Below are 19,327 nucleotides of genomic sequence, written 5' to 3'. Positions count from 1 at the left end.
AGACCGCGCCGTGACCGAACGTGCGTCAGAGGGCGGCGGCGCCGTTGTTCCGCAGGGACTGCCCGTACTGGGTGAGGACCCACAGCTCGTTCTGCACGGCGGCGATCTGCGCGGGGTCGCCGTTCGTCCCGAGCCGGGCCAGGGTGCCCTGGACGTCGCGGAGGCGGCGGTCGACGGCGCGGAGGCGGACGGTGACGAGCTGGTCGCCGGCGTAGGCCTCGTCGACGGTCTTGGCGAAGATCGTCTCGACGGCGAGTTCGGTGACGAGGGCGCGGACCGAGTCGTTCGGGGCGGCCTCGCGGACGGCGTCGAGGTAGTCGGAGGGGGCGCCGGTGGCGCCGCCCGCGTCGTGGACGCACTGGCGGACGGCCGCGTACGGCGGGGCGGTGAACTCGTCGGTCCCGTACGCGTCGAAGGCCGGGGAGACCAGTTCGGGCCGCTGGAGGGCGAGCTTGAGGAGCTCCCGCTCGGTGCGGTGGGCGGGGCTGCGCAGGTTGAGCGCGGGGCCCGAGGGGACGGCGGCCGGGGCCGGGGTGTCGTACGTCCGCTGGGGCTGCTGCGGCCGGCCGGGGCCGCGCTCGCCGCCCTGGCGCTGCCAGCGGGCGATCTGGGCGACCCGGCGGACCACGAACTGGGTGTCGAGGATGCCGAGCATGCCGGCGAGCTGGACGGCGACCTCGTGCTGGGAGGCGATGTTCTTGATCTTCGCGACGATCGGCGCGGCCTCGTCGAGGGCGGCGGCGCGGCCCGCCGGGGTCTCCAGGTCGTAGCGCGTCACGATCTGGCGGAGGGCGAACTCGAAGAGCGGGGTGCGGGGCTGGACGAGTTCGGCGACGGCCTCGTCGCCCTTGGCGAGCCGGAGTTCGCAGGGGTCCATGCCGTCGGGGGCAATGGCGATGTACGTCTCGGCGGCGAACTTCTGGTCGTCCTCGAAGGCGCGCAGGGCGGCCTTCTGGCCGGCGGCGTCGCCGTCGAAGGTGAAGATGACGCGGGCCGAGCCGTTGTCCATGAGGAGCCGGCGGAGGATCTTGATGTGGTCGCCGCCGAAGGCGGTGCCGCAGGTGGCGATGGCGGTGGTGACGCCGGCGAGGTGGCAGGCCATGACGTCGGTGTAGCCCTCGACGACGACGGCCCGGCTGACCTTGGCGATGTCCTTCTTGGCCAGGTCGATGCCGTAGAGCACCTGGGACTTCTTGTAGATCGGCGTCTCGGGCGTGTTGAGGTACTTGGGGCCGTTGTCGTCCTCGCGGAGCTTGCGCGCGCCGAAGCCGACGATCTCGCCGCCGACGTCCTTGATCGGCCACATGAGGCGGCCGCGGAAGCGGTCGATGGGGCCGCGGCGGCCGTCCTGGGAGAGGCCGGAGAGGAGCAGTTCCTTGTCGGAGAAGCCCTTGCCGCGCAGGAAGCGGGTGAGGTGGTCCCAGCCGGCCGGGGAGTAGCCGACGCCGAAGTGCTCGGCGGCGGCCTGGTCGAAGCCTCGCTCGGCGAGGAACTTCCGGCCGATCTCGGCCTCGGCGGAGCCGAGTTGGTCGGCGTAGTACTGGGCGGCGATCTTGTGGGCCTCGATCAGCCGGATGCGTTCCCCGCGCTGGTGGCCGGGGTTGTAGCCGCCTTCCTCGTACCGCAGGGTGATGCCCGCCTTCGCGGCGAGGCGCTCGACCGTCTCCGAGAAGGAGAGGTGGTCGATCTTCATCACGAAGGCGATGGTGTCGCCGCCTTCCTGGCAGCCGAAGCAGTGGAAGAGTCCCTTGCTGGGGCTGACCTGGAAGGAGGGCGACTTCTCGTCGTGGAAGGGGCAGAGGCCCTTGAGGTTCCCGCCGCCCGCGTTGCGCAGCTGGAGGTACTCGGACACGACGGCATCGATCGGGACCGCGTCCCGTACCGCCTTCACGTCGTCATCGTTGATCCTGCCTGCCACGCATGAAGTGTACGGGGGTCCGGGGGTCGCTCCCCGGGGTCAGACGAGTGTCTCCAGGGGCACGGAGGGATCGGCGAGGGCTTCTGTGTCCACGGCCGTGCGGGCGCGGATGAGGGCCTGGATGGGCTCTGTGACGTCCCACACATTCACGTTCATGCCGGCGAGGACCCGGCCCTCCTTGAGCCAGAAGGCGATGAACTCGCGCTTGCCGGTGTCGCCGCGGACGACGACCTGGTCGTACGAGCCGGGCGGCGCCCAGCCGGAGTACTCCATGCCGAGGTCGTACTGGTCGGTGAAGAAGTAGGGCACCCGGTCGTAGGAGACGCGCTGCCCGAGCATGGCGCGGGCGGCGGCCGGGCCGCCGTTGAGGGCGTTGGCCCAGTGCTCGACGCGGAGCCGGGTGTGCAGCAGCGGGTGGTGGACGGCGGCGATGTCACCGGCGGCGTAGATGTCGGGGTCGGAGGTGCGCAGGGACTCGTCGACGGCGACGCCGCCGCCGTCGGCCCGGTCGACGAGGGCGAGGCCCGAGTTCTCGGCGAGGGCGGTGCGCGGGGCGGCGCCGATGGCGATCAGGACGGCGTGGGCGGGGTGCTCCTCGCCGTCGTCGGTGCGGACGGCGAGGACCATGCCGTCCTGGCCGGTGATCTCGGTGAGCCGGGCGCCGAAGTGGAAGCGGACGCCGTGGTCGGTGTGCAGGTCGGCGAAGAGCTGGCCGAGCTCGGGGCCGAGGACCCGGTGCAGCGGGGTGGGGTCGGCCTCGACGATGGTGACCTCGGCGCCGTAGCCGCGGGCGGCGGAGGCGACCTCCAGGCCGATCCAGCCGGCACCCGCGATGACCAGGTGGCCGTTGTCGCGGCCGAGCTGCTTGAGCTCGTGGCGGAGCCGCTCGGAGTGGGCGAGCCGGCGCAGGTGGTGGACGCCGGCGAGGTCGGTGCCGGGGACGTCGAGGCGGCGCGGCTCGGCGCCGGTGGCCAGGAGCAGCTTGTCGTAGGGGATGACCGTGCCGTCGCCGAGGCGGACGGTGCGGGCCTCGCGGTCGACGGCGGTGACGGTCTGGCCGCGGTGGAGCTCGATGTCGTGCTGGGCGTACCAGGCGGGCTCGTGCACGAAGACGGAGTCGCGCTCCTCCTTGCCGGTCAGGAAGCCCTTGGAGAGGGGCGGGCGCTCGTAGGGGTGCTCGCGTTCGTCGCCGATGAGGATCACCCGGCCGTTGAACCCCTCCTCGCGCAGGGTCTCCGCCGCTTTGGCCCCTGCCAGGCCCCCGCCGACGATGACAAAGGTCTGATCTGCGTCGACCACGTCGTTTCCTCCTCTTTGCGACCGGTTCCAACCTACGCCCCCGGGCGTTCGTCCCGTCGTACCTCCCCGGGCCGTGCCTGCGAGGGTCCCCTACGGAGGGGGGCGACGGAAGAGGCCCTACGCGGAGGGGGCCCGCAGCCGGGCGTGGAGGGCGCGGGCGGAGGCGTCCGTGAGGTTGGCGATCTGGTCGACGATGACGCGCTTGCGGGACCGGTCGTCGGGGGCCCGGTCGAAGGCGGCCCGGAACTGCGGTTCGAGGCCGTCGGGGGCGCGGGCGACGAGGGCCTCGGCGAGCTCGGAGACGACGATGCGCTGGTCGGCGCGGAGCGCCTCCTGCTCGGCGCGCTGCATCACGTACCGGTCGGCGACGGCCTTGAGGACCGCGCACTCGTTGCGGGTGGTGCGGGGGACGACGAGCTCGGCGCCGTACCGCGTGAGGCGGCCGGGGCCGTACGCCAGCCGGGTGGCGGTCTCGGCGGCGAGGCAGAAGCGGCCGATGAGCTGGCTGGTGGCGTCCTTGAGGCGGGCCTGCGCGACGGCCGAGCCGTCGTAGCCGTGCGGCCACCACTCCTGGTCGACGAGCCGGTCGAGGGCCTCGGCGAGCTCCTGCGGGTCGGTGCCCTCGGGGACGTAGCGGCCGATGGCGACGGCGAAGATGTCGGCGCGCTCGGGCTCGGCGTACAGCAGGTTGGGGTCGATGTGCCCGGCGTGGAGTCCGTCCTCGAAGTCGTGGACCGAGTAGGCCACGTCGTCGGACCAGTCCATGACCTGGGCCTCGAAGCACTTGCGGTGGGCGGGGGCGCCCTGCCGGATCCACTCGAAGACGGGCAGGTCGTCCTCGTACACGCCGAACTTGGACGAGCCGGGGTCCTCGGGGTGACCGCCGCGCGGCCAGGGGTACTTGGTGGCGGCGTCGAGGGCGGCGCGGGTGAGGTTGAGGCCGACGCTGACGAGGTCGCCGTCGGCGTCCTCGACGAAGCGCTTGGGCTCGATGCGGGTGAGGAGCCGGAGCGACTGGGCGTTCCCCTCGAAGCCGCCGCAGTCCTTGGCGACGTCGTTGAGCGCCTGCTCGCCGTTGTGCCCGAAGGGCGGGTGGCCCATGTCGTGGGAGAGGCAGGCCGCCTCGACGAGGTCGGGGTCGCAGCCGAGGGCGGCGCCCAGCTCGCGGCCCACCTGGGCGCACTCCAGGGAGTGGGTGAGCCTGGTCCGGGGGCTGGCGTCCCAGGCCCGGCTGCGGGTGCCGGGGGTGACGACCTGCGTCTTGCCGGCGAGCCTGCGGAGCGCGGCGGAGTGCAGCACGCGGGCCCGGTCGCGCTGGAAGGCGGTGCGTCCGGGCCGCTTGTCGGGCTCGGCGGCCCAGCGCTCGGTCGCGGCGGAGTCGTAGCCGGGGGTACCGGTGGCGTCCGCGATGCCTGCGATGTCCTCGGTGCCCGCGCTGTCCCTGGTGTCCTCGTTGCCTTCCATGCCTCGAAGGTAACCGGAGGGACCGACAGAAGGGCTCAGATGCCGGCGAGTTCCCGTACGCGGGCCCTCTCGTAACGGTGGAGGAGCAGGCGCGCGAGGGCCGGGTGGGCGCCGAGCGGGTCCGACGCGATCCAGGGGGCGTGGACGGCGGCGCGGCTCGCGAAGAGGCCGGGGGCGGTGAAGCAGGAGGCGACGGCTATGCGGCGCCGGCCCCGGGCCGTGAGCGCCCGCACCGCCTCGGGGACCGTGGGCGCGGCGGCGGAGGCGTACGCCGGGACGACGGGGACACCGCCCAGGCGCTCGCCGAGGAGTGCGGCGATCCGGCGGACCTCCGCACCGGACCTCGGGTCGCGGGAGCCGGCGGAGGCGAGGACGACCCCCTCTCCTTCGTCCGGGGTCCAGCCGGCCTCGACGAGGCGGTCGGCGAGGGCCTCGACGAGGAGGGGGTGGGCGCCGAGGGGTTCGGCGACGCGTGCGTCCGCGCCCGCCCGGCGGGCGGCGGCGGGCAGGTCGTGGGTGACGTGGTGGCCCGGGGCGAGGAGCAGGGGGACGAGGACGGCGTCCCGCCCTTCCTCGACGAGCTCCGAGAGCGTCCCGTCGAGGAGCGGTTCGTTCAGCTCGATGTGGGCGAGGCGGACGTCCAGCCCTGGACGGAGCTCGCGGACCCGGTCGAGGAGGCGGCCCAGCGTCGCGCGGGCACGGGGGTCGCGGCTGCCGTGGCCCACGGCGACGAGGGTGGGGGCGTGCACGGGTGGGCGCGTCCTCGGACGGGGAAGGCGGCCGAGCCGGGTCCCGAGCTCCTCGGTGATCCTGCCGAGCAGCCCGGCGGCGCTGTCGAACGTGCTGTCCGGATCCGTCATGGACCGATCCTGGACGGAGCACGTTGCCCGCCCGTTGCGCGGGGGTCACGGCTGTTTTCCGTGACCTCACGAACGCCGCGCGCGTGGTGTCAGGCCGTGCCGTGCCCGCCGCCCGGGAGCTCCTGCCCGTCCGGACGCCACACGTACCGGACGTCGGGCTCGCGTTCCTCGTTGCGGTCGCCGTCGGTGTACTCGGCGGCGACGAACCCGTGGCGTTCGTAGAAGCGCCGGGCCGGCTCGTTGACCTGGAACGTCCACAGCGTCAACCCGGCCGCCCGGCTCTGCTTGGCCAGCTCCACGAGACGGTCGCCGATGCCCCGGCCGCGCCACGGCGGATCGATGTAGAGCTGATCAAGGTCCTCGTCGTCGAGCACCATCATGGCGACGACCGAGCCGTCGACGGTCGCCACCCACGTCTCCTGGCCGGGGACGACGATCTCCCGGATCCAGTACCGGACCTCGTCGTCCGTATGGGCCCGGCGCACACCCGGAAGCGCCGCGGTGTAGGAGCGCAGCCACACCTCGGCCGCTTCGGCGGCGTCGGAGGCGGTCGCGCGGCGGATGACAAGGTCGTCGATCTTCACGGTCCGGATCGTACGGGCCGCACGCCTGTTCTTCCCCTCTTTTTTCCTTCCGAATCACGGAATATCTTTTCCGTTATGAGAATGTCCCCGCCCGCGCTCCCCCGGCGCGCCGCAGCCGAGTTCATCGGCACCGCCTCCCTCGTCGCCGTCGTCGTCGGCTCCGGCATCCGTGCCGACTCCCTCAGCCAGGACACCGGCGTCCGGCTGCTCGCCAACGCCACCGCCTCCGCACTCGGCCTCGGGCTGCTCATCGCCCTCATCGGCCCGCTCTCCGGCGCCCACTTCAACCCCGTCGTGACGCTCTCCGAGTGGTGGTCCCGGCGCCACGACGGCAAGGGGCGCGACGTCCTCGCCTACATCGCCGCCCAGCTCGCCGGGGCCGTGACCGGCGCCCTGCTCGCCGAGGCCATGTTCGGGCGGGCCCCCGGCTCCTGGGCCACCGAGCCGCGCTCGGCGCTGCACCTGCTCCTCGGCGAGGCCGTCGCCACCGCCGGACTCGTCCTCGTCGTGCGGGGGCTGCGCCACATCGGCCGCCCCGGCCTCGCCCCGGTCGCCGTCGCGGCGTACATCGGCGCGGCGATCTGGTTCACCTCCTCCGGCTCCTTCGCCAATCCGGCGGCCACCCTCGGCCGCTCCCTCTCCGACTCGTTCACCGGCATCGCCCCCGCGTCCGTGCCCGCCTTCGCCGCCGCGCAGCTGCTCGGGATGCTGCTCGGGATGGGCCTCGCGGGTGTGCTGTACGGAACAGACGAGGCGTCCGGTGAACCGAATCCCGCCGGGGCGCGTCGGACGGGGTGACAGAACGCCGCCGAACCACGGAGGTTCCCGCATGCCGGCACGGCTCACCCGGCTGGTCCCCCGCACCACCCGGGCCCGCCGCCGTACCGTCCAGGCCGTGATGCTGGGCGCCGTCCTCGCGCTCGCCCCGGCGACCTGGATGCAGACCGCGACCGCCGGGAAGCTCCGCACCACCGCCGACGTGCCCGCCCGGGACGTCGCCGTCGTCTTCGGCGCGGGCCTCTGGAAGGGGCGCCCGACCCCGTACCTCGCGCACCGGCTCGACGCCGCCGCCGAGCTGTACCGCACGGGCAAGGTCCGGGTCCTCCTCGTCACCGGCGACAACAGCCGGACCTCGTACGACGAACCGAGCGCCATGCGCGCCTACCTCACCGCGCGCGGGGTGCCGGACGGCCGGATCGTCAGTGACTACGCGGGCTTCGACACCTGGGACTCCTGCGTCCGCGCCCGGAAGGTCTTCGGCGTCGACCGGGCCGTCCTCGTCACCCAGGACTTCCACATCAAGCGGGCCGTCGCGCTGTGCGACCGCGCCGGGGTCGACTCGTACGGCATCGGGGTCCCCGAACCCCACGACCGCACCTGGTACTACGGCACCACCCGCGAGCTCTTCGCGGCGGGCAAGGCCGCCCTCGACGCCGGCCTGCGCCCCGATCCGCACTTCCTGGGCCCGCGCGAGGAGGGCGTCACCCGGGCGCTGGCCTCACCCGAAGCGGCCCGCCCGGCGGAGGGCATGGCACCCCGCCCGTAATACGCCGCGCCGCTCCCCGTAACACTCCGGACGCACGCTGGCGGCATGTCCGAGACCGCCGCCGTGCCCACCCACTGCCCCTACTGCGCCCTGCAGTGCGGCATGTCGCTCCGCCCCACCGGCACGCCGGAGCTGCCCGCAGAGGTGGTCGAGCGGACCGGTTTCCCCGTGAACAGGGGCGCCCTGTGCGGCAAGGGCCGCACCGCCCCCTCCGTGCTCTCCTCCCGGGTCAGGCTCACCGAGCCCCTGGTCCGGCGTCCCGGCAGCGGGGCCCTGGAACCCGCGTCCTGGGAGGAGGCGCTCGCCGCCGTCGCCGACGGGCTGCGCCGGACCCGCGCCGACCACGGTCCCGATGCCGTGGGGGTCTTCGGCGGCGGCGGCCTCACCAACGAGAAGGCGTACGCGCTCGGCAAGTTCGCCCGGCTCGTCCTCGCCACCTCGCAGATCGACTACAACGGCCGCTTCTGCATGTCCTCGGCCGCCGCCGCGCACCAGCGGGCCTTCGGGCTCGACCGGGGGCTCCCCTTCCCCCTGGAGGACATCCCGAGGACCGGCTGCGTGGTCCTCGTCGGCTCCAACCTCGCCGAGACCATGCCGCCCGCCCTGCGCTACCTCACCGAGCTCAAGGAGAACGGCGGGAAGCTGATCGTCGTCGACCCGCGCCGCACCCGCACCGCCGAGCAGGCCGATCTGCACCTCGCGCCGCGCCCCGGCACCGACCTCGCGCTCGCCCTCGGCATGCTCCACCTCGTCGTCGCCGAGGGGCGCGTCGACGAGGGGTTCGTCCGGGAACGCACCACCGGCTGGGAGGACGCCCGCGCCGGGGCCATGTCCCACTGGCCCGAACAGGTCGAGCGGATCACCGGCGTGTCCGTGCCGCAGCTCCGGGAGGCCGTCGCGATGTTCTGCGACGCCGAGAACGCCATGGTGCTCACCGCGCGCGGCCCCGAGCAGCAGTCCAAGGGCACCGACACCGTCGGCGCCTGGATCAACCTGTGCCTGGCCACCGGCCGGGCCGGCCGGCCGCTCTCCGGCTACGGCTGCCTCACCGGGCAGGGCAACGGCCAGGGCGGCCGCGAGCACGGCCAGAAGGCCGACCAGCTGCCCGGCTACCGCAAGCTCGACGACCCCGCCGCACGCGCGCACGTGGCCGGCGTGTGGGGCGTCGCGCCGGAGTCGCTGCCGGGGCCCGGGCGGAGCGCGTACGAGCTCCTCGACGCACTCGGCGACGAGGTGCGGGCCCTGCTCCTCATGGGCTCCAACCCGGTCGTCTCCGCCCCGCGCGCCGCGCACGTCGAGGGGCGGCTCCGCTCGCTCGACTTCCTCGCCGTCGCCGACGTCGTGCTCTCCGAGACCGCCGAACTCGCCGACGTCGTCCTGCCGGTGACCCAGTGGGCGGAGGAGACGGGGACCATGACCAACCTGGAGGGGCGGGTGCTGCTGCGCCGCCGCGCCCTCACCCCTCCGGCGGGCGTCCGCAGCGACCTGGAGGTGCTGCACGGGCTCGCCGGGCTGCTCGGCCGGGAGAAGGGCTTCCCGACCGACCCGGAGGAGGTCTTCGAGGAGCTGCGCCGCGCCTCGGCCGGCGGGCCCGCCGACTACGCGGGCATCAGCTACCGGCGGATCGAGGAGGAGCAAGGCGTCTTCTGGCCCTGCCCGGAGCCCGGGCACGCGGGGACGCCCCGCCTCTTCCTCGACCGGTTCGCGACGGCCGACGGGCGGGCCCGGTTCGTGCCGGTGGTGCACCGGGCGGCGGCCGAGGAGACGGACGGCGAGTACCCGGTCGTGCTCACCACCGGCCGGGTCGTGTCCCAGTACCAGTCGGGGGCGCAGACCCGGCGGGTCGCCGAGCTGAACGCCGCCGCGCCGGGCCCCTTCGTGGAGCTCCACCCGCGGCTCGCCGAGCGGCTCGGGGTCGCCGAGGGCGAGCGGATCGCGGTGGTCTCGCGGCGCGGGCGGGCCGTCGCCCCGGCCCGGATCACCGCGTCCATCCGCCCGGACACCGTCTTCATGCCGTTCCACTGGTACGGGGAGGGGCGGGCGAACACCCTGGTGAACCCGGCGCTCGACCCGGTCTCGCGGATGCCCGAGTTCAAGGTGTGCGCGGTGCGGCTCGAACCGGTCGCGGACCCTTCTTGAGTCCGGAGCCGGTCACCGCTCCTTCTTGAACCAGTCGCCGCTCTCGATGACCTGCCCGAGGGGCGCGTCCGGGGCCGCCAGGAACACCCAGGCGGACACCCGCGCCCCGTCCCGTACCCGTTCGACGTCCATCGCGACCCGCTCGTACCCGACGGGCAGCTCCAGGCGGTCGAGCAGGCCGAACAGGTCGCCGTAGTCGCCGGGCGAGGGCGTGAGCAGGGTGCCGACCACCCGGCCCTCGGCCGCCGGGACGACGTACGGATAACCGGGCCCGTCGTGCAGGACCGCCCCGTGCAGCACGGCGTCCGCCTCGGTGCCGATCCGGCCGGCGAGGAACCGGTCGTGGTTGTACGCGCCCGGGCGCAGCGTCCCGTACACGAAGAACGGCCGCTCGTCCTGGGCCGGGGGCTCGATCGGCCGGGCCGCGGCGGTCTCCCGCTCGACCCAGCGGGCGTACTCCTCGCCGACCCTGGTGACGCGGGTGGCGAGGATCTCGGGCGTCGCGTAGTCGTGGGCGGAGAGGACGTACATCTCCAGGGCCGGGTAGCGGGCCTCGGTGGTCTTGAACACCACCTCCCACTCCTCGGTGGTCTCGATCGCGCCCTGCCAGTGGTAGACGGAGGTCACGGGCCCGGAGATCTGCGCGCAGGCCACGAGCCGGGCCTCGACGGCGCCGCGCGCCAGGGCGTCGGCCTTGGCGCGGGCGTCGGTGGTGGTGCGGACGGTGACGATCACGTCTCCACCGTACGGGCGAACTGGGCGGCGTGCAGCCGGGCGTAGGCGCCCCCGGCGGCGAGGAGTTCCTCGTGGGTGCCCCGCTCGGCGATCGCGCCGCCCTCCATCACCAGGATCGTGTCGGCGTCCCGGATCGTGGAGAGCCGGTGGGCGACGACGAAGCTGGTGCGGCCGGCCCGCAGGGAGGCCATGGCCTGCTGCACGAGGAGCTCGGTGCGGGTGTCGACGGAGCTGGTGGCCTCGTCGAGGACGAGGATCACCGGGTCGGCCAGGAAGGCGCGGGCCAGGGTGATCAACTGCTTCTCGCCGGCGCTGAGCCCGCCGCCGTCCTCGTCGAGGACGGTGTCGTACCCGTCGGGCAGGGTGCGGACGAAGCGGTCGGCGCTGGCGGCCCTCGCGGCGGCGACGATCCGCTCGCGGGAGACCTCTCCGGGCACCCCGTAGGCGATGTTGTCGGCGATGGTGCCGCCGAAGAGCCAGGTGTCCTGGAGGACCATGCCGGTGGCGGAGCGCAGCTCCTCCCGGGTCATCGCGGCCGTGTCGACGCCGTCGAGGGTGATCCGGCCGCCGGTCACCTCGTGGAAGCGCATCAGCAGGTTGACCAGGGTCGTCTTGCCGGCGCCGGTGGGGCCGACGATGGCGACGGTCCGGCCGGGTTCGACGGTGAGCGACAGGTCCTCGACGAGCGGCTTTCCTTCCTCGTACCGGAAGGCGGCCTTCTCGAAGGAGACCCGGCCGCGGAGCTCGGCGGGCCTCTGCGGTTCCTTCGGGTCCGGGGACTCCTCCTCGGCGTCGAGGAGGTCGAAGACCCGCTCGGCGGAGGCCACTCCGGACTGGAGGAGGTTGGCCATCGCGGCGACCTGGTTGATGGGGCCGTTGAACTCGTACGAGTACTGGATGAAGGCCTGCACGTCGCCGACGGACAGGGTGCCGCTCGCCACCCGCAGTCCGCCGACGACGGCGATGGCGACGTAGTTCAGGTTCCCGACGAGGGTCAGGGCGGGCTGGATGAAGCCGGAGACGAACTGGGCGCGGAAGCTCGCCCGGTAGAGCTCCTCGCCGAGCTCGTCGAAGCGGGCCACGGCCTCGGCGCGGCGGCCGAAGGCGACGACCTCGGTGTGGCCGGTGATCATCTCCTCGACGTGGCTGCCGAGCCGGCCGGTGACGGCCCACTGCTTCACGAACTGCGGCTGGGCGCGCTTGCCGACGAAGGTCGCGACGGCGACCGAGACGGGCACGGTGGCGAGGGCGACGAGGGCGAGCAGCGGGGAGATCCAGAACATCATCACGAGGACGCCGGCCAGGGTGAGCAGGGCGCGCGTCATCTGGCTGAAGGCCTGCTGGAGGGTCTGGGTGATGTTGTCGATGTCGTTCGTGGTGCGGGAGAGGACCTCGCCGCGCGGCTGCCCGTCGAGGTAGGTGAGGGGCAGCCTCGCCAGCTTGTGCTGGGCCTGTTCGCGGAGCCTGTGCCCTGCCCGCTGGACGACGGTGGTGGCGGTCCGCAGCTGGACCCAGGTGAGGGCGGAGGAGCCGGTGACGACGGCGACGGAGAGGGCGAGGATCCGGCCGACGGCGGCGAAGTCGACGCCGGTGGCCCCGCCCGCCCCGGTGACGACGAGGTCGGTGGCGCGGCCGAGGAGGAGGGGGCCGAGGACGGAGAGGGAGACGGCGGCGGCGCCCGCGGCGAGGACGGCGAGGAGGAGGGCCCGGTCGGGGGCGAGGGTGCGCAGGAGGCGGAGGCCGGAGGAGCGGAAGGAGAGGGAGCGTTCGAGGGAGGGGGCGGCGAGGCCGGGGCCGCGCTGCGGCGGGGGCCCGGTGCGGGCGGGGGCCTTCACGGCACTGGTGGCGGGGGCCGTCGAGGGGCTCGGGGCGCGGGTCTCGGTCGCCGTGCTCATGCGGCTTCCTCCTCGGTGAGCTGGGAGAGGACGATCTCCCGGTAGGTGGCGTTGTCCCGCATGAGGGACGCGTGGGTGCCGGTGCCGACGGTGCGGCCCCGGTCGAGGACGACGATCCGGTCGGCGTGCCGGATGGTGGAGACGCGCTGGGCGACGATGACGACGGTGGCGTCGGCGGTCTCCGCGCGCAGGGCGGTGCGGAGCCGGGCGTCGGTGCCGGGGTCGAGGGCGGAGAAGGAGTCGTCGAAGAGGTAGAGGCGGGGGCGGGCGACGAGGACGCGGGCGATGGCGAGGCGCTGGCGCTGGCCGCCGGAGAAGTTGGTGCCGCCCTGGGAGACGGGGGCGTCGAGGCCCTCGTCGAGGTCCCGTACGAAGTCGGCGGCCTGGGCGACCTCCAGGGCGTGCCAGAGCTCCTCGTCGGTGGCGTCGGGCCTGCCGTACCGGAGGTTGGTCGCCACCGACCCGGAGAAGAGGTACGGCTTCTGGGGGACGAGCCCGACGGTCCGCGCCATGAGCTGCGGGTCGAGTTCCCGCACGTCGACGCCGTCGACGAGGACCTCGCCGTCGGTGGCGTCGAAGAGGCGGGGGACGAGCCCGAGGAGGGTCGACTTGCCGCTGCCGGTGGAGCCGACGACGGCGGTGGTCTCGCCGGGCCGGGCGACGAGCCCGACGTCGTGGAGGACGGACTCCTCCGCGCCCGGGTAGCGGAAACCGACGCCGTCGAGGTCGAGGCGGCCGGGGCCGGGGAGGGTCCGGACGGGGTGGGTGGGCGGGGTGACGGAGGAGCGGGTGTCGAGGACCTCGCGGACGCGCTCGGCGCCGGCTTCGGCGCGGGGCATGTGCATGAGGAGGAAGAGGACCATCATCACGGACATCGAGGTCTGGAGGAGGTAGCCGAGGAAGGCGACGAGGCCGCCCGGCTGCAGGGCTCCGGAGTCGATGCGGTGGGCGCCGGCGTACACGAGGGCGACGGTCGTCAGCTGCCAGACGATCAGGACCGTGGGGAACATGAGGGCCTGGAGCCGGCCGGCCTTGAGGCCGACGGCGAGGAGTTCGTCGTTGGCGGCGGCGAATCGTTCCCGCTCGTGCCGGTCGCGGACGAAGGCGCGGACGACCCGGACGCCGGTGATCTGTTCGCGCAGGATGCGGCCGGCCCGGTCGACGCGCTCCTGCATGCCGCGGAAGAGGGGCCGCATGCGGAGGACGACGGTGCCGACGGCGCCGGCCATCACGGGCACGAAGGCGAAGAGGACGAGCGCGAGGGGAACGTCCTGGCGCAGGGCCATGACGAGCCCGCCGGCGCAGAGCAGCGGGGCGGCGACCAGCATGGTGAGGACGAGGACGGTGAACGTCTGGATCTGCTGGACGTCGTTGGTGGTCCGGGTGATGAGGGAGGCGGCGCCGAAGCGGCCGCGCTCCCGGGCGGAGAAGTCCTGGACGCGCCGGAAGACCTCGGAGCGCAGGTCGCGGGCGACGCCCATGGCGACCTTGGCGCCGGTGTAGGTGGCGGCGGCCGCCGCGGCCGCCTGGAGGAAGGTGACGGCGATCATCGTGGCGCCGCCGCCGAGGACCCGGCCGGTGTCGCCGCGCAGGACGCCGTGGTCGATGACGCCGGCGTTGAGGGTGGGCAGGGCGAGGGAGGCGAGGGTCTGGACGAGCTGGAGGACGACGAGGAGGGCGAGGAGGGGACGGTACGGCCGGAGGCGGGGGGCGAGCAGTCGGAACAGCATGACGGCGATCGTGATACCTCAAGCTTGGTTGAGGTCAAGCGCGTCCGGCACGAAGCCCGCCTGGCGCGGGTCACGCGTGTTCCGATGTGAAGTCCGGCGCGGGTCACGCGCGTTCCGACGCGAAGCCCGGCCCGAGCCACGCCTGCTCCGGCGCTCCGGCGCGAAGTCCGGCCCTGGACACGCATGCTCCGGCACTCCGGCGCGAAGTCCGGCCCTGGACACGCATGCTCCGGCACTCCGGCGCGGAGTCCGGCCCTGGACACGCGTGCTCCGGCGCTCCGGCGCGGAGTCCGGCCGGAGTCGCACTCGTCCCGGCGCGAAGTCCGGTCCCCGTCACGCCCGTTCCCGCGCGCCGTACGGTGAGGGCATGACGACACCTCCCCCGCACACCGAGATCGACGGCGTCCCGGCGGCCGATCCGGAGCTCCTCGCCGCCCTCATGAGCGGCTACGGCCACTTCACGGCGATGCAGGTACGGGACGGGCGCGTGAAGGGCCTCGGCCTGCACCTCGACCGCCTCGACCGCTCCACCCGCGAGCTCTTCGGCCGGGGGCTGGAGGGCGAGCGGGTGCGCGGGCTCGTCGACGGGGCCCTCGGGAACGCCGGGCGGCGGGACGCCTCGGTCCGGGTGTACGTGTACCCGGGCGTCCGCACCGTCGTGACCGTCGCCGACCCGGCCCCCGACGGCCTCGGCGCCCCGCAGCGACTGACGACCGCCGACTACTGGCGGCCCGCGCCGCACATCAAGCACCTGGGCGGCTTCGGGCAGCGCTTCCACGGCGAGGCGGCCCGACGGGCCGGTTTCGACGAGGCCCTGCTGACCTCCCCGTACGGCGAGATCTCCGAAGGCGCGATCAGCAACATCGCCTTCTGGGACGGCACTTCGGTGGTCTGGCCGTCGGCCCCCTGCCTCCACGGCATCACGATGGCCCTCCTGGAGCCGCGCCTGGAGTCGGTCCGGCGCCCGGTCACCCTGGCCGACCTGCCGGACTACCGGGCCGCGTTCGTCTCCAACTCCCGGACGATCGCGCCCGTGACGGCGATCGACGAGGTGGCGTTCACGGTGGACGAGGAGCTGATGGGGCGGGTGTGGGCGGCGTACGCGGCGGTGGAGGGGGACGAGATCCGGCCGTAGTGCGCCCCAGGCCCTCCGGGGCGCTCTCACCCGTTCGGCACGGACCTTCACCTGACACCCCATGAGCAGGTCTGACCTGCGGAAACGTCCGGAATCCAGGTGACACACCGTATCGGACGGAGCAATCCTGATGCCCCATCAGGAGGCGAGGTGCGCGGCGCGGCTCTTATCTCGGTCTTAGAAGGTCCGGCCCCGGGATGTCCCTCCCGGGAGGACCGGCCCGCATGACCGCTCGCGCGCCCCGGAGGACCCCCATGCGCACCATTGCCCGACTGTTCACCGGTACCGCGCTGGCGGTCGCCGCGATCGGGGCGTTCGCCGCTCCCGCGGCGTACGCGAGCAACGACCCCTCCGAGTGGAACAACGAGAGCCACGAGTCGGGCGGGAACCACGAGTCGGGTGGGAACCGCGAGCCGCTGGAGATCTTCCCGTCGTCCGCGTCCCCGGGCGAGACCGTCACCGTGAACACGCTCGCCTGCGGCAAGCACGGGCACGGCGTCGGGGACGCGAACTCGCTCGGCGCGGGCGAGTTCCAACTGAACCCGAGCACGCACAAGGAAGTCGTGGTCGGGCAGTTCGAGGTGCCGGAGCACGTCAAGGCCGGCTCCTACTGGATCAGCGTGGCCTGTGACAACGGCAAGACGGCCCGGGGCGACCTGACCGTCAAGCACCGGGGTCCCAGCGGCCACGTCCAGACCGGTGTCGGGGGCAGTGTCGGCCCCGACACCGCCCAGGTCGCGGCGGGCGCGGCGGTGCTGGCCGCGGCTGCCGTCGGCGGTGTCCTGGTCCTGCGTCGCCGGGCGAGCGGCGCGCAGGGGCACTGAGGCCACCGCCTGTCCTGCCCCCGCCGCGTGCCCGAATACGGCCCGGCGGGGGCAGGGCCACACCCCACGAAGCGACCGAGGGAACCGGGGAATCCAGGTGAGCGACAAGAGCAAGGGCTGGGGCATAGCCGCGGCCGCGTGCGTCGGACTCTGGCTCGTCCAGAGCGGCTCGCACGACGTCACCCCGCCCGTGCCGTCGGCCGCGCAGGCCTTCGCCGCCGGGCCGAGCGTGCACACCGACGCCGCCGCCGACCCGCTGCCGCCCTCGCCGCCGGTCCGGCTGCGGATCCCCGAGACCGACGTGGACACCCCGATGATGCGCCTCGGCCTCGCGGCGAACGGCGCGCTCGACGTGCCGCCGGCCTCGGACCGGAACATGGCCGGCTGGTACGGGGACGGCACGACGCCCGGCGCCAAGGGCACCGCGATCGTCGCGGGCCACGTCGACAACGCCGACGGACCCGCCGTCTTCTACACGCTCGGCGCCCTCAAGAAGGGCCACCGGATCGAGGTGGACCGGAAGGACGGGCGGACGGCCGTCTTCACGGTCGACGCGATCGAGGTGTACGACAGCAAGCACTTCCCGGACCGGAAGGTGTACGACGAGGCGGACCGGGCCGAGATCCGGGTGATCACCTGCGGCGGCGGCTTCTCGAAGAAGAGCGGCTACCAGGGGAACGTGGTCGCCTTCGGCCACCTCATCGGGGTGAAGTCCGGGACGGACTCCGGGGCGAAGTCCGGGACGGACTCCGGGGTGAAGTCCGCGGCGGGCTCCGCGGCGAACTCCGGGGCGGCTTCCGCGGCGAAGTAGGGCCGGCGAAGCACCGCGTCACGCCCACTGGTCGAAGGCCAGCTTCGCGACCAGCGAGAGCACGACCACGAGCAGCACCCCGCGGACGAACTCGGCCCCCTTGCGCAGCGCCATGCGGGCCCCGAGCATCCCGCCGGCCAGGTTGAAGACGGCCATGACGGCCGCGAGCTGCCAGTACACATTGCCCTGGTACGCGAACATGACGAGCGCGCCCGCGTTGGTGCAGACGTTCACGATCTTGGCGGTGGCGGAGGCCGTCACCAGGTCCAGATGGAGCACGGCGGTCAGCGCGAGGACGAGGAAGGTCCCGGTGCCCGGCCCGAACAGGCCGTCGTAGAAGCCGATCCCGCCGCCGACGACCACGATCGCGGTCACGATCCGCGCCCGGGTCAGCGGCGCCCGGTCCTCCCCCTCGGCCTGCGCGCCGAAGGACGGCCGCAGCATCACGAAGGCCGCGACCCCGAGCAGCACCACCATGATCACCGGGCGCAGGACGTCGCTGCTGATCCCGGCCGCGAAGAACGCGCCGCCCATGGAGCCGGCGAGGGCCGCGAGCCCGATCCGTACCGCCGTCCACACCTGTACGGGCGCCTTGCGCACGTAGGTGATGGCGGCCCCGGTGGTGCCCACGATGGAGACGGCCTTGTTCGTACCGAGGATGTGCGCGGCCGGCACGTGGGGCAGTCCGAGGAGCAGGGCGGGCAGCTGGAGCAGCCCGCCACCGCCCACCACGGCGTCGATCCACCCCGCCACGAGCGCGGCGAGGCAGAGCAGGACAAGGGTGGTCAGGGAGATGTCGGGCATGGCCGTGAGCCTAGGGACGTGATCGTTGCCCCGTCCATCAATCTGCGGATCGTTGAGCTACGTCTGAGCTTGCGGCGCCCGGTTCGCGGTCGGGGGCGGGCGGGGCCGCCGGGGTGACGACGGCGGTGAGGAGCGTCGCGGCGAGCGCCCCGGTGCCGAGGAGCGCGGCGGCGAGCCGCCGCCGGGCGAGCTCGGTGCGGCGGGGAGCACTGTGTCTAGGCATGGTCGAAGTCCTCGCTGTGGATGCGGGAGGCCGGCACCCCGGCCCGGAGCAGGGAGGCGGTCGCGGCGCGGGACATCCCGGGCGGTCCGCACAGGTACACGTCGTGGGCGGCGAGTTCGGGCACGAGCCGGCGCAGCGCGCGGGGCGCGAGGGGGTCGAAGGCGCCGTCCGAGGGGCCGAGGAGGAAGTGCAGGGCGGCCTGGCGTTCGCGGGCGATGGCCTCCAGCTCGGCGCGCAGGACCAGGCCCGTGGCGTCCGAGGCCCGGTAGAGGAGGGTCACGTCGCCGGGGCCGCCGGGCAGGGTCTCGAAGAGGACGCGCAGCGGGGTGATGCCGACCCCGCCGGCGAGCAGCAGGACCTTGCGGCGGGTGCGGCGGTGCGCGGTGAGCGCGCCGAAGGGGCCGGAGGCGAGGACGCGGACACCGGGGCGGAGGCGGCGGATGCGGCGGGTGTGGTCGCCGATCGCCTTCACGGTGATCCGCAGGGTGTCGTCGCGGACGGGCGCGGAGAGGGAGAACGGCAGGGCGGTCGCCCAGAGGCCGCGCCGGAGGAAGCGCCAGCGGAAGAACTGGCCGGGCTCGGCGCGCAGCAGCGCCACTCCCCTGCCCCGGACGAGGACGGAGACGACCCCGGGGCCCTCGTCGCGGACCTCGGCGACCCGCAGTTCGTGGCGGAGGGCGGCGCGTACGGGGACGACGAACCGGTACCAGACGAGGAGGACGGCGACGGTGCCGTGGGCCATCGACCAGAGCCAGCGGGTGAGGAGCCCGCCGGCGAGGTCGGGTCCGGCGAGCTGGTGGACGAAGCCGAGCGCGGCGGCGAGGAGGGCGCCGAGGTGGACGGCCCGCCAGGTCTCGTGCCGGATGCGGCGGCGGACGGCCCGGGCGGAGGTGACGCCGACGGCGACGAAGAGGCCGGTGCCCGCGGTGGCGGCGGCGATCGCCCCGTACGAGAGGAGGCCCCCGGTGGCGGTGACCAGGTCGGTACGGGTGTGCACGGCGTAACCGCAGAGGGCGAGGAGCGCGTGGGCGCCGATCAGACCGAGGACGTACCGCCCGCCGAGGGCGTGCCAGCGGGCGAGCCGGTCGGCGCCGACGCCGTGCTCGACGGCCGGGACGCGGGCCATGAGCAGCAGCAGGACGAGGACGCCGTACCCGGCGAGGAGGCCGGTGAGGTGGGCGCCGGTCGCGAAGAACGCGTCGAGGCGGGCGGAGGGCCGGGCCTGGACGCCCCACAGCAGGGCGACGGCCCCGGCGCCTGCGGCGATCGCGTTCCGCAGCCGTCCGGGGGCGAGCCGCAGGGCGGGCACGGGCGGGACCTCGGCCGGCGACCGCTCGGACAGCGGAACGGACAGAGGGGT

17 protein-coding genes are annotated in these 19,327 nt (G+C 74.0%); 6 read left to right on the top strand and 11 right to left on the bottom strand.

From position 1 onward, the window contains the following. Nucleotides 1–25: 25 nt before the first annotated feature. The 5 genes from dnaG to ACFYUS_RS12205 all read right to left on the bottom strand — a co-directional run bounded on the left by dnaG (nucleotide 26) and on the right by ACFYUS_RS12205 (nucleotide 6,134). Complete coding sequence (dnaG, locus tag ACFYUS_RS12225; RefSeq protein ID WP_388849106.1) at nucleotides 26–1,918, bottom strand: DNA primase; 1,893 nt, start codon at nucleotides 1,916–1,918, stop codon at nucleotides 26–28. A gap of 39 nt (nucleotides 1,919–1,957) precedes the next feature. Next, complete coding sequence (locus ACFYUS_RS12220; protein ID WP_388849103.1) at nucleotides 1,958–3,217, bottom strand: NAD(P)/FAD-dependent oxidoreductase; 1,260 nt, start codon at nucleotides 3,215–3,217, stop codon at nucleotides 1,958–1,960. Nucleotides 3,218–3,334: 117 nt separating this feature from the next. Beyond that, nucleotides 3,335–4,681 carry a deoxyguanosinetriphosphate triphosphohydrolase gene (locus ACFYUS_RS12215; RefSeq protein ID WP_388849100.1) on the bottom strand — a complete coding sequence of 449 codons (1,347 nt, stop codon included), beginning with the start codon at nucleotides 4,679–4,681 and terminating at the stop codon, nucleotides 3,335–3,337. 35 nt (nucleotides 4,682–4,716) lie between these two features. Beyond that, nucleotides 4,717–5,541 (bottom strand): sirohydrochlorin chelatase, encoded by an 825-nt coding sequence (locus tag ACFYUS_RS12210; protein WP_388849097.1) that lies wholly within the window; start codon nucleotides 5,539–5,541, stop codon nucleotides 4,717–4,719. 89 nt (nucleotides 5,542–5,630) lie between these two features. Further along, nucleotides 5,631–6,134 (bottom strand): GNAT family N-acetyltransferase, encoded by a 504-nt coding sequence (locus ACFYUS_RS12205; protein ID WP_388849195.1) that lies wholly within the window; start codon nucleotides 6,132–6,134, stop codon nucleotides 5,631–5,633. A gap of 66 nt (nucleotides 6,135–6,200) precedes the next feature. Between ACFYUS_RS12205 and ACFYUS_RS12200 the strand changes: the two genes are divergently transcribed. From ACFYUS_RS12200 to ACFYUS_RS12190, 3 genes are read left to right on the top strand one after another with little or no spacing between them, the layout of a single operon-like run. Beyond that, nucleotides 6,201–6,923, top strand: coding sequence for an aquaporin (locus ACFYUS_RS12200; RefSeq protein WP_388849094.1), 723 nt, complete (start codon nucleotides 6,201–6,203; stop codon nucleotides 6,921–6,923). Between the two features lie 31 nt (nucleotides 6,924–6,954). Then, nucleotides 6,955–7,671: a vancomycin high temperature exclusion protein gene (locus ACFYUS_RS12195; protein WP_388849091.1), complete on the top strand. Its 717-nt coding sequence runs from the start codon at nucleotides 6,955–6,957 to the stop codon at nucleotides 7,669–7,671. A gap of 45 nt (nucleotides 7,672–7,716) precedes the next feature. After that, nucleotides 7,717–9,810: a molybdopterin oxidoreductase family protein gene (locus ACFYUS_RS12190; RefSeq protein ID WP_388849088.1), complete on the top strand. Its 2,094-nt coding sequence runs from the start codon at nucleotides 7,717–7,719 to the stop codon at nucleotides 9,808–9,810. Nucleotides 9,811–9,822: 12 nt separating this feature from the next. Here the strand turns inward: ACFYUS_RS12190 and cutA are convergent, their stop codons facing one another. From cutA to ACFYUS_RS12175, 3 genes are read right to left on the bottom strand one after another with little or no spacing between them, the layout of a single operon-like run. Then, on the bottom strand, nucleotides 9,823–10,545 hold the full coding sequence (gene cutA / locus ACFYUS_RS12185; protein ID WP_388849085.1) for a divalent cation tolerance protein CutA: 723 nt from the start codon (nucleotides 10,543–10,545) through the stop codon (nucleotides 9,823–9,825). Next, nucleotides 10,542–12,440, bottom strand: a complete 1,899-nt coding sequence (locus tag ACFYUS_RS12180; RefSeq protein ID WP_388849082.1) for an ABC transporter ATP-binding protein — start codon at nucleotides 12,438–12,440, stop codon at nucleotides 10,542–10,544. Before ACFYUS_RS12180 ends, cutA begins: the two co-directional genes overlap by 4 nt. After that, nucleotides 12,437–14,170 (bottom strand): ABC transporter ATP-binding protein, encoded by a 1,734-nt coding sequence (locus ACFYUS_RS12175; protein WP_388849079.1) that lies wholly within the window; start codon nucleotides 14,168–14,170, stop codon nucleotides 12,437–12,439. The genes ACFYUS_RS12180 and ACFYUS_RS12175 overlap by 4 nt, the downstream gene beginning before the upstream one ends. 367 nt (nucleotides 14,171–14,537) lie before the next feature. Here ACFYUS_RS12175 and ACFYUS_RS12170 point away from each other — a divergent pair, with 367 nt between their 5' ends. The 3 genes from ACFYUS_RS12170 to ACFYUS_RS12160 all read left to right on the top strand — a co-directional run bounded on the left by ACFYUS_RS12170 (nucleotide 14,538) and on the right by ACFYUS_RS12160 (nucleotide 16,940). Next, nucleotides 14,538–15,305 (top strand): aminotransferase class IV, encoded by a 768-nt coding sequence (locus ACFYUS_RS12170; protein WP_388849075.1) that lies wholly within the window; start codon nucleotides 14,538–14,540, stop codon nucleotides 15,303–15,305. A 254-nt stretch (nucleotides 15,306–15,559) separates the two neighbouring features. Beyond that, nucleotides 15,560–16,129, top strand: a complete 570-nt coding sequence (locus tag ACFYUS_RS12165) for a hypothetical protein (RefSeq protein WP_388849071.1) — start codon at nucleotides 15,560–15,562, stop codon at nucleotides 16,127–16,129. A gap of 97 nt (nucleotides 16,130–16,226) precedes the next feature. Beyond that, nucleotides 16,227–16,940, top strand: coding sequence for a class F sortase (locus ACFYUS_RS12160; RefSeq protein WP_388849068.1), 714 nt, complete (start codon nucleotides 16,227–16,229; stop codon nucleotides 16,938–16,940). Between the two features lie 18 nt (nucleotides 16,941–16,958). On the opposite strand, the gene ACFYUS_RS12155 is transcribed toward ACFYUS_RS12160, so the two are convergent. From ACFYUS_RS12155 to ACFYUS_RS12145, 3 genes are read right to left on the bottom strand one after another with little or no spacing between them, the layout of a single operon-like run. Next, nucleotides 16,959–17,744 (bottom strand): sulfite exporter TauE/SafE family protein, encoded by a 786-nt coding sequence (locus ACFYUS_RS12155; protein WP_388849065.1) that lies wholly within the window; start codon nucleotides 17,742–17,744, stop codon nucleotides 16,959–16,961. A 37-nt stretch (nucleotides 17,745–17,781) separates the two neighbouring features. Continuing rightward, nucleotides 17,782–17,967: a hypothetical protein gene (locus ACFYUS_RS12150; protein ID WP_388849062.1), complete on the bottom strand. Its 186-nt coding sequence runs from the start codon at nucleotides 17,965–17,967 to the stop codon at nucleotides 17,782–17,784. Next, nucleotides 17,960–19,267 (bottom strand): ferric reductase-like transmembrane domain-containing protein, encoded by a 1,308-nt coding sequence (locus ACFYUS_RS12145; protein ID WP_388849192.1) that lies wholly within the window; start codon nucleotides 19,265–19,267, stop codon nucleotides 17,960–17,962. Before ACFYUS_RS12145 ends, ACFYUS_RS12150 begins: the two co-directional genes overlap by 8 nt. Nucleotides 19,268–19,327 lie beyond the last annotated feature (60 nt).

It is taken from the genome of Streptomyces sp. NPDC004284, assembly GCF_042874035.1.
Lineage (GTDB): Bacteria > Actinomycetota > Actinomycetes > Streptomycetales > Streptomycetaceae > Streptomyces.
Note: the sequence above shows the minus strand (reverse complement) of the source record. Positions and strands in the feature narration are given on the sequence as shown.

Bases quoted from the DNA above. Each gene is read 5' to 3' on its own strand.
- ACFYUS_RS12215 (WP_388849100.1), bottom strand. From the start codon at position 4,681: ATGGAAGGCAACGAGGACACCAGGGACAGCGCGGGCACCGAGGACATC.
- ACFYUS_RS12210 (WP_388849097.1), bottom strand. From the start codon at position 5,541: ATGACGGATCCGGACAGCACGTTCGACAGCGCCGCCGGGCTGCTCGGC.
- ACFYUS_RS12200 (WP_388849094.1), top strand. From the start codon at position 6,201: ATGAGAATGTCCCCGCCCGCGCTCCCCCGGCGCGCCGCAGCCGAGTTC.
- ACFYUS_RS12195 (WP_388849091.1), top strand. From the start codon at position 6,955: ATGCCGGCACGGCTCACCCGGCTGGTCCCCCGCACCACCCGGGCCCGC.
- ACFYUS_RS12190 (WP_388849088.1), top strand. From the start codon at position 7,717: ATGTCCGAGACCGCCGCCGTGCCCACCCACTGCCCCTACTGCGCCCTG.
- ACFYUS_RS12180 (WP_388849082.1), bottom strand. From the start codon at position 12,440: ATGAGCACGGCGACCGAGACCCGCGCCCCGAGCCCCTCGACGGCCCCC.
- ACFYUS_RS12175 (WP_388849079.1), bottom strand. From the start codon at position 14,170: ATGCTGTTCCGACTGCTCGCCCCCCGCCTCCGGCCGTACCGTCCCCTC.
- ACFYUS_RS12170 (WP_388849075.1), top strand. From the start codon at position 14,538: ATGACGACACCTCCCCCGCACACCGAGATCGACGGCGTCCCGGCGGCC.
- ACFYUS_RS12165 (WP_388849071.1), top strand. From the start codon at position 15,560: ATGCGCACCATTGCCCGACTGTTCACCGGTACCGCGCTGGCGGTCGCC.
- ACFYUS_RS12155 (WP_388849065.1), bottom strand. From the start codon at position 17,744: ATGCCCGACATCTCCCTGACCACCCTTGTCCTGCTCTGCCTCGCCGCG.
- ACFYUS_RS12150 (WP_388849062.1), bottom strand. From the start codon at position 17,967: ATGCCTAGACACAGTGCTCCCCGCCGCACCGAGCTCGCCCGGCGGCGG.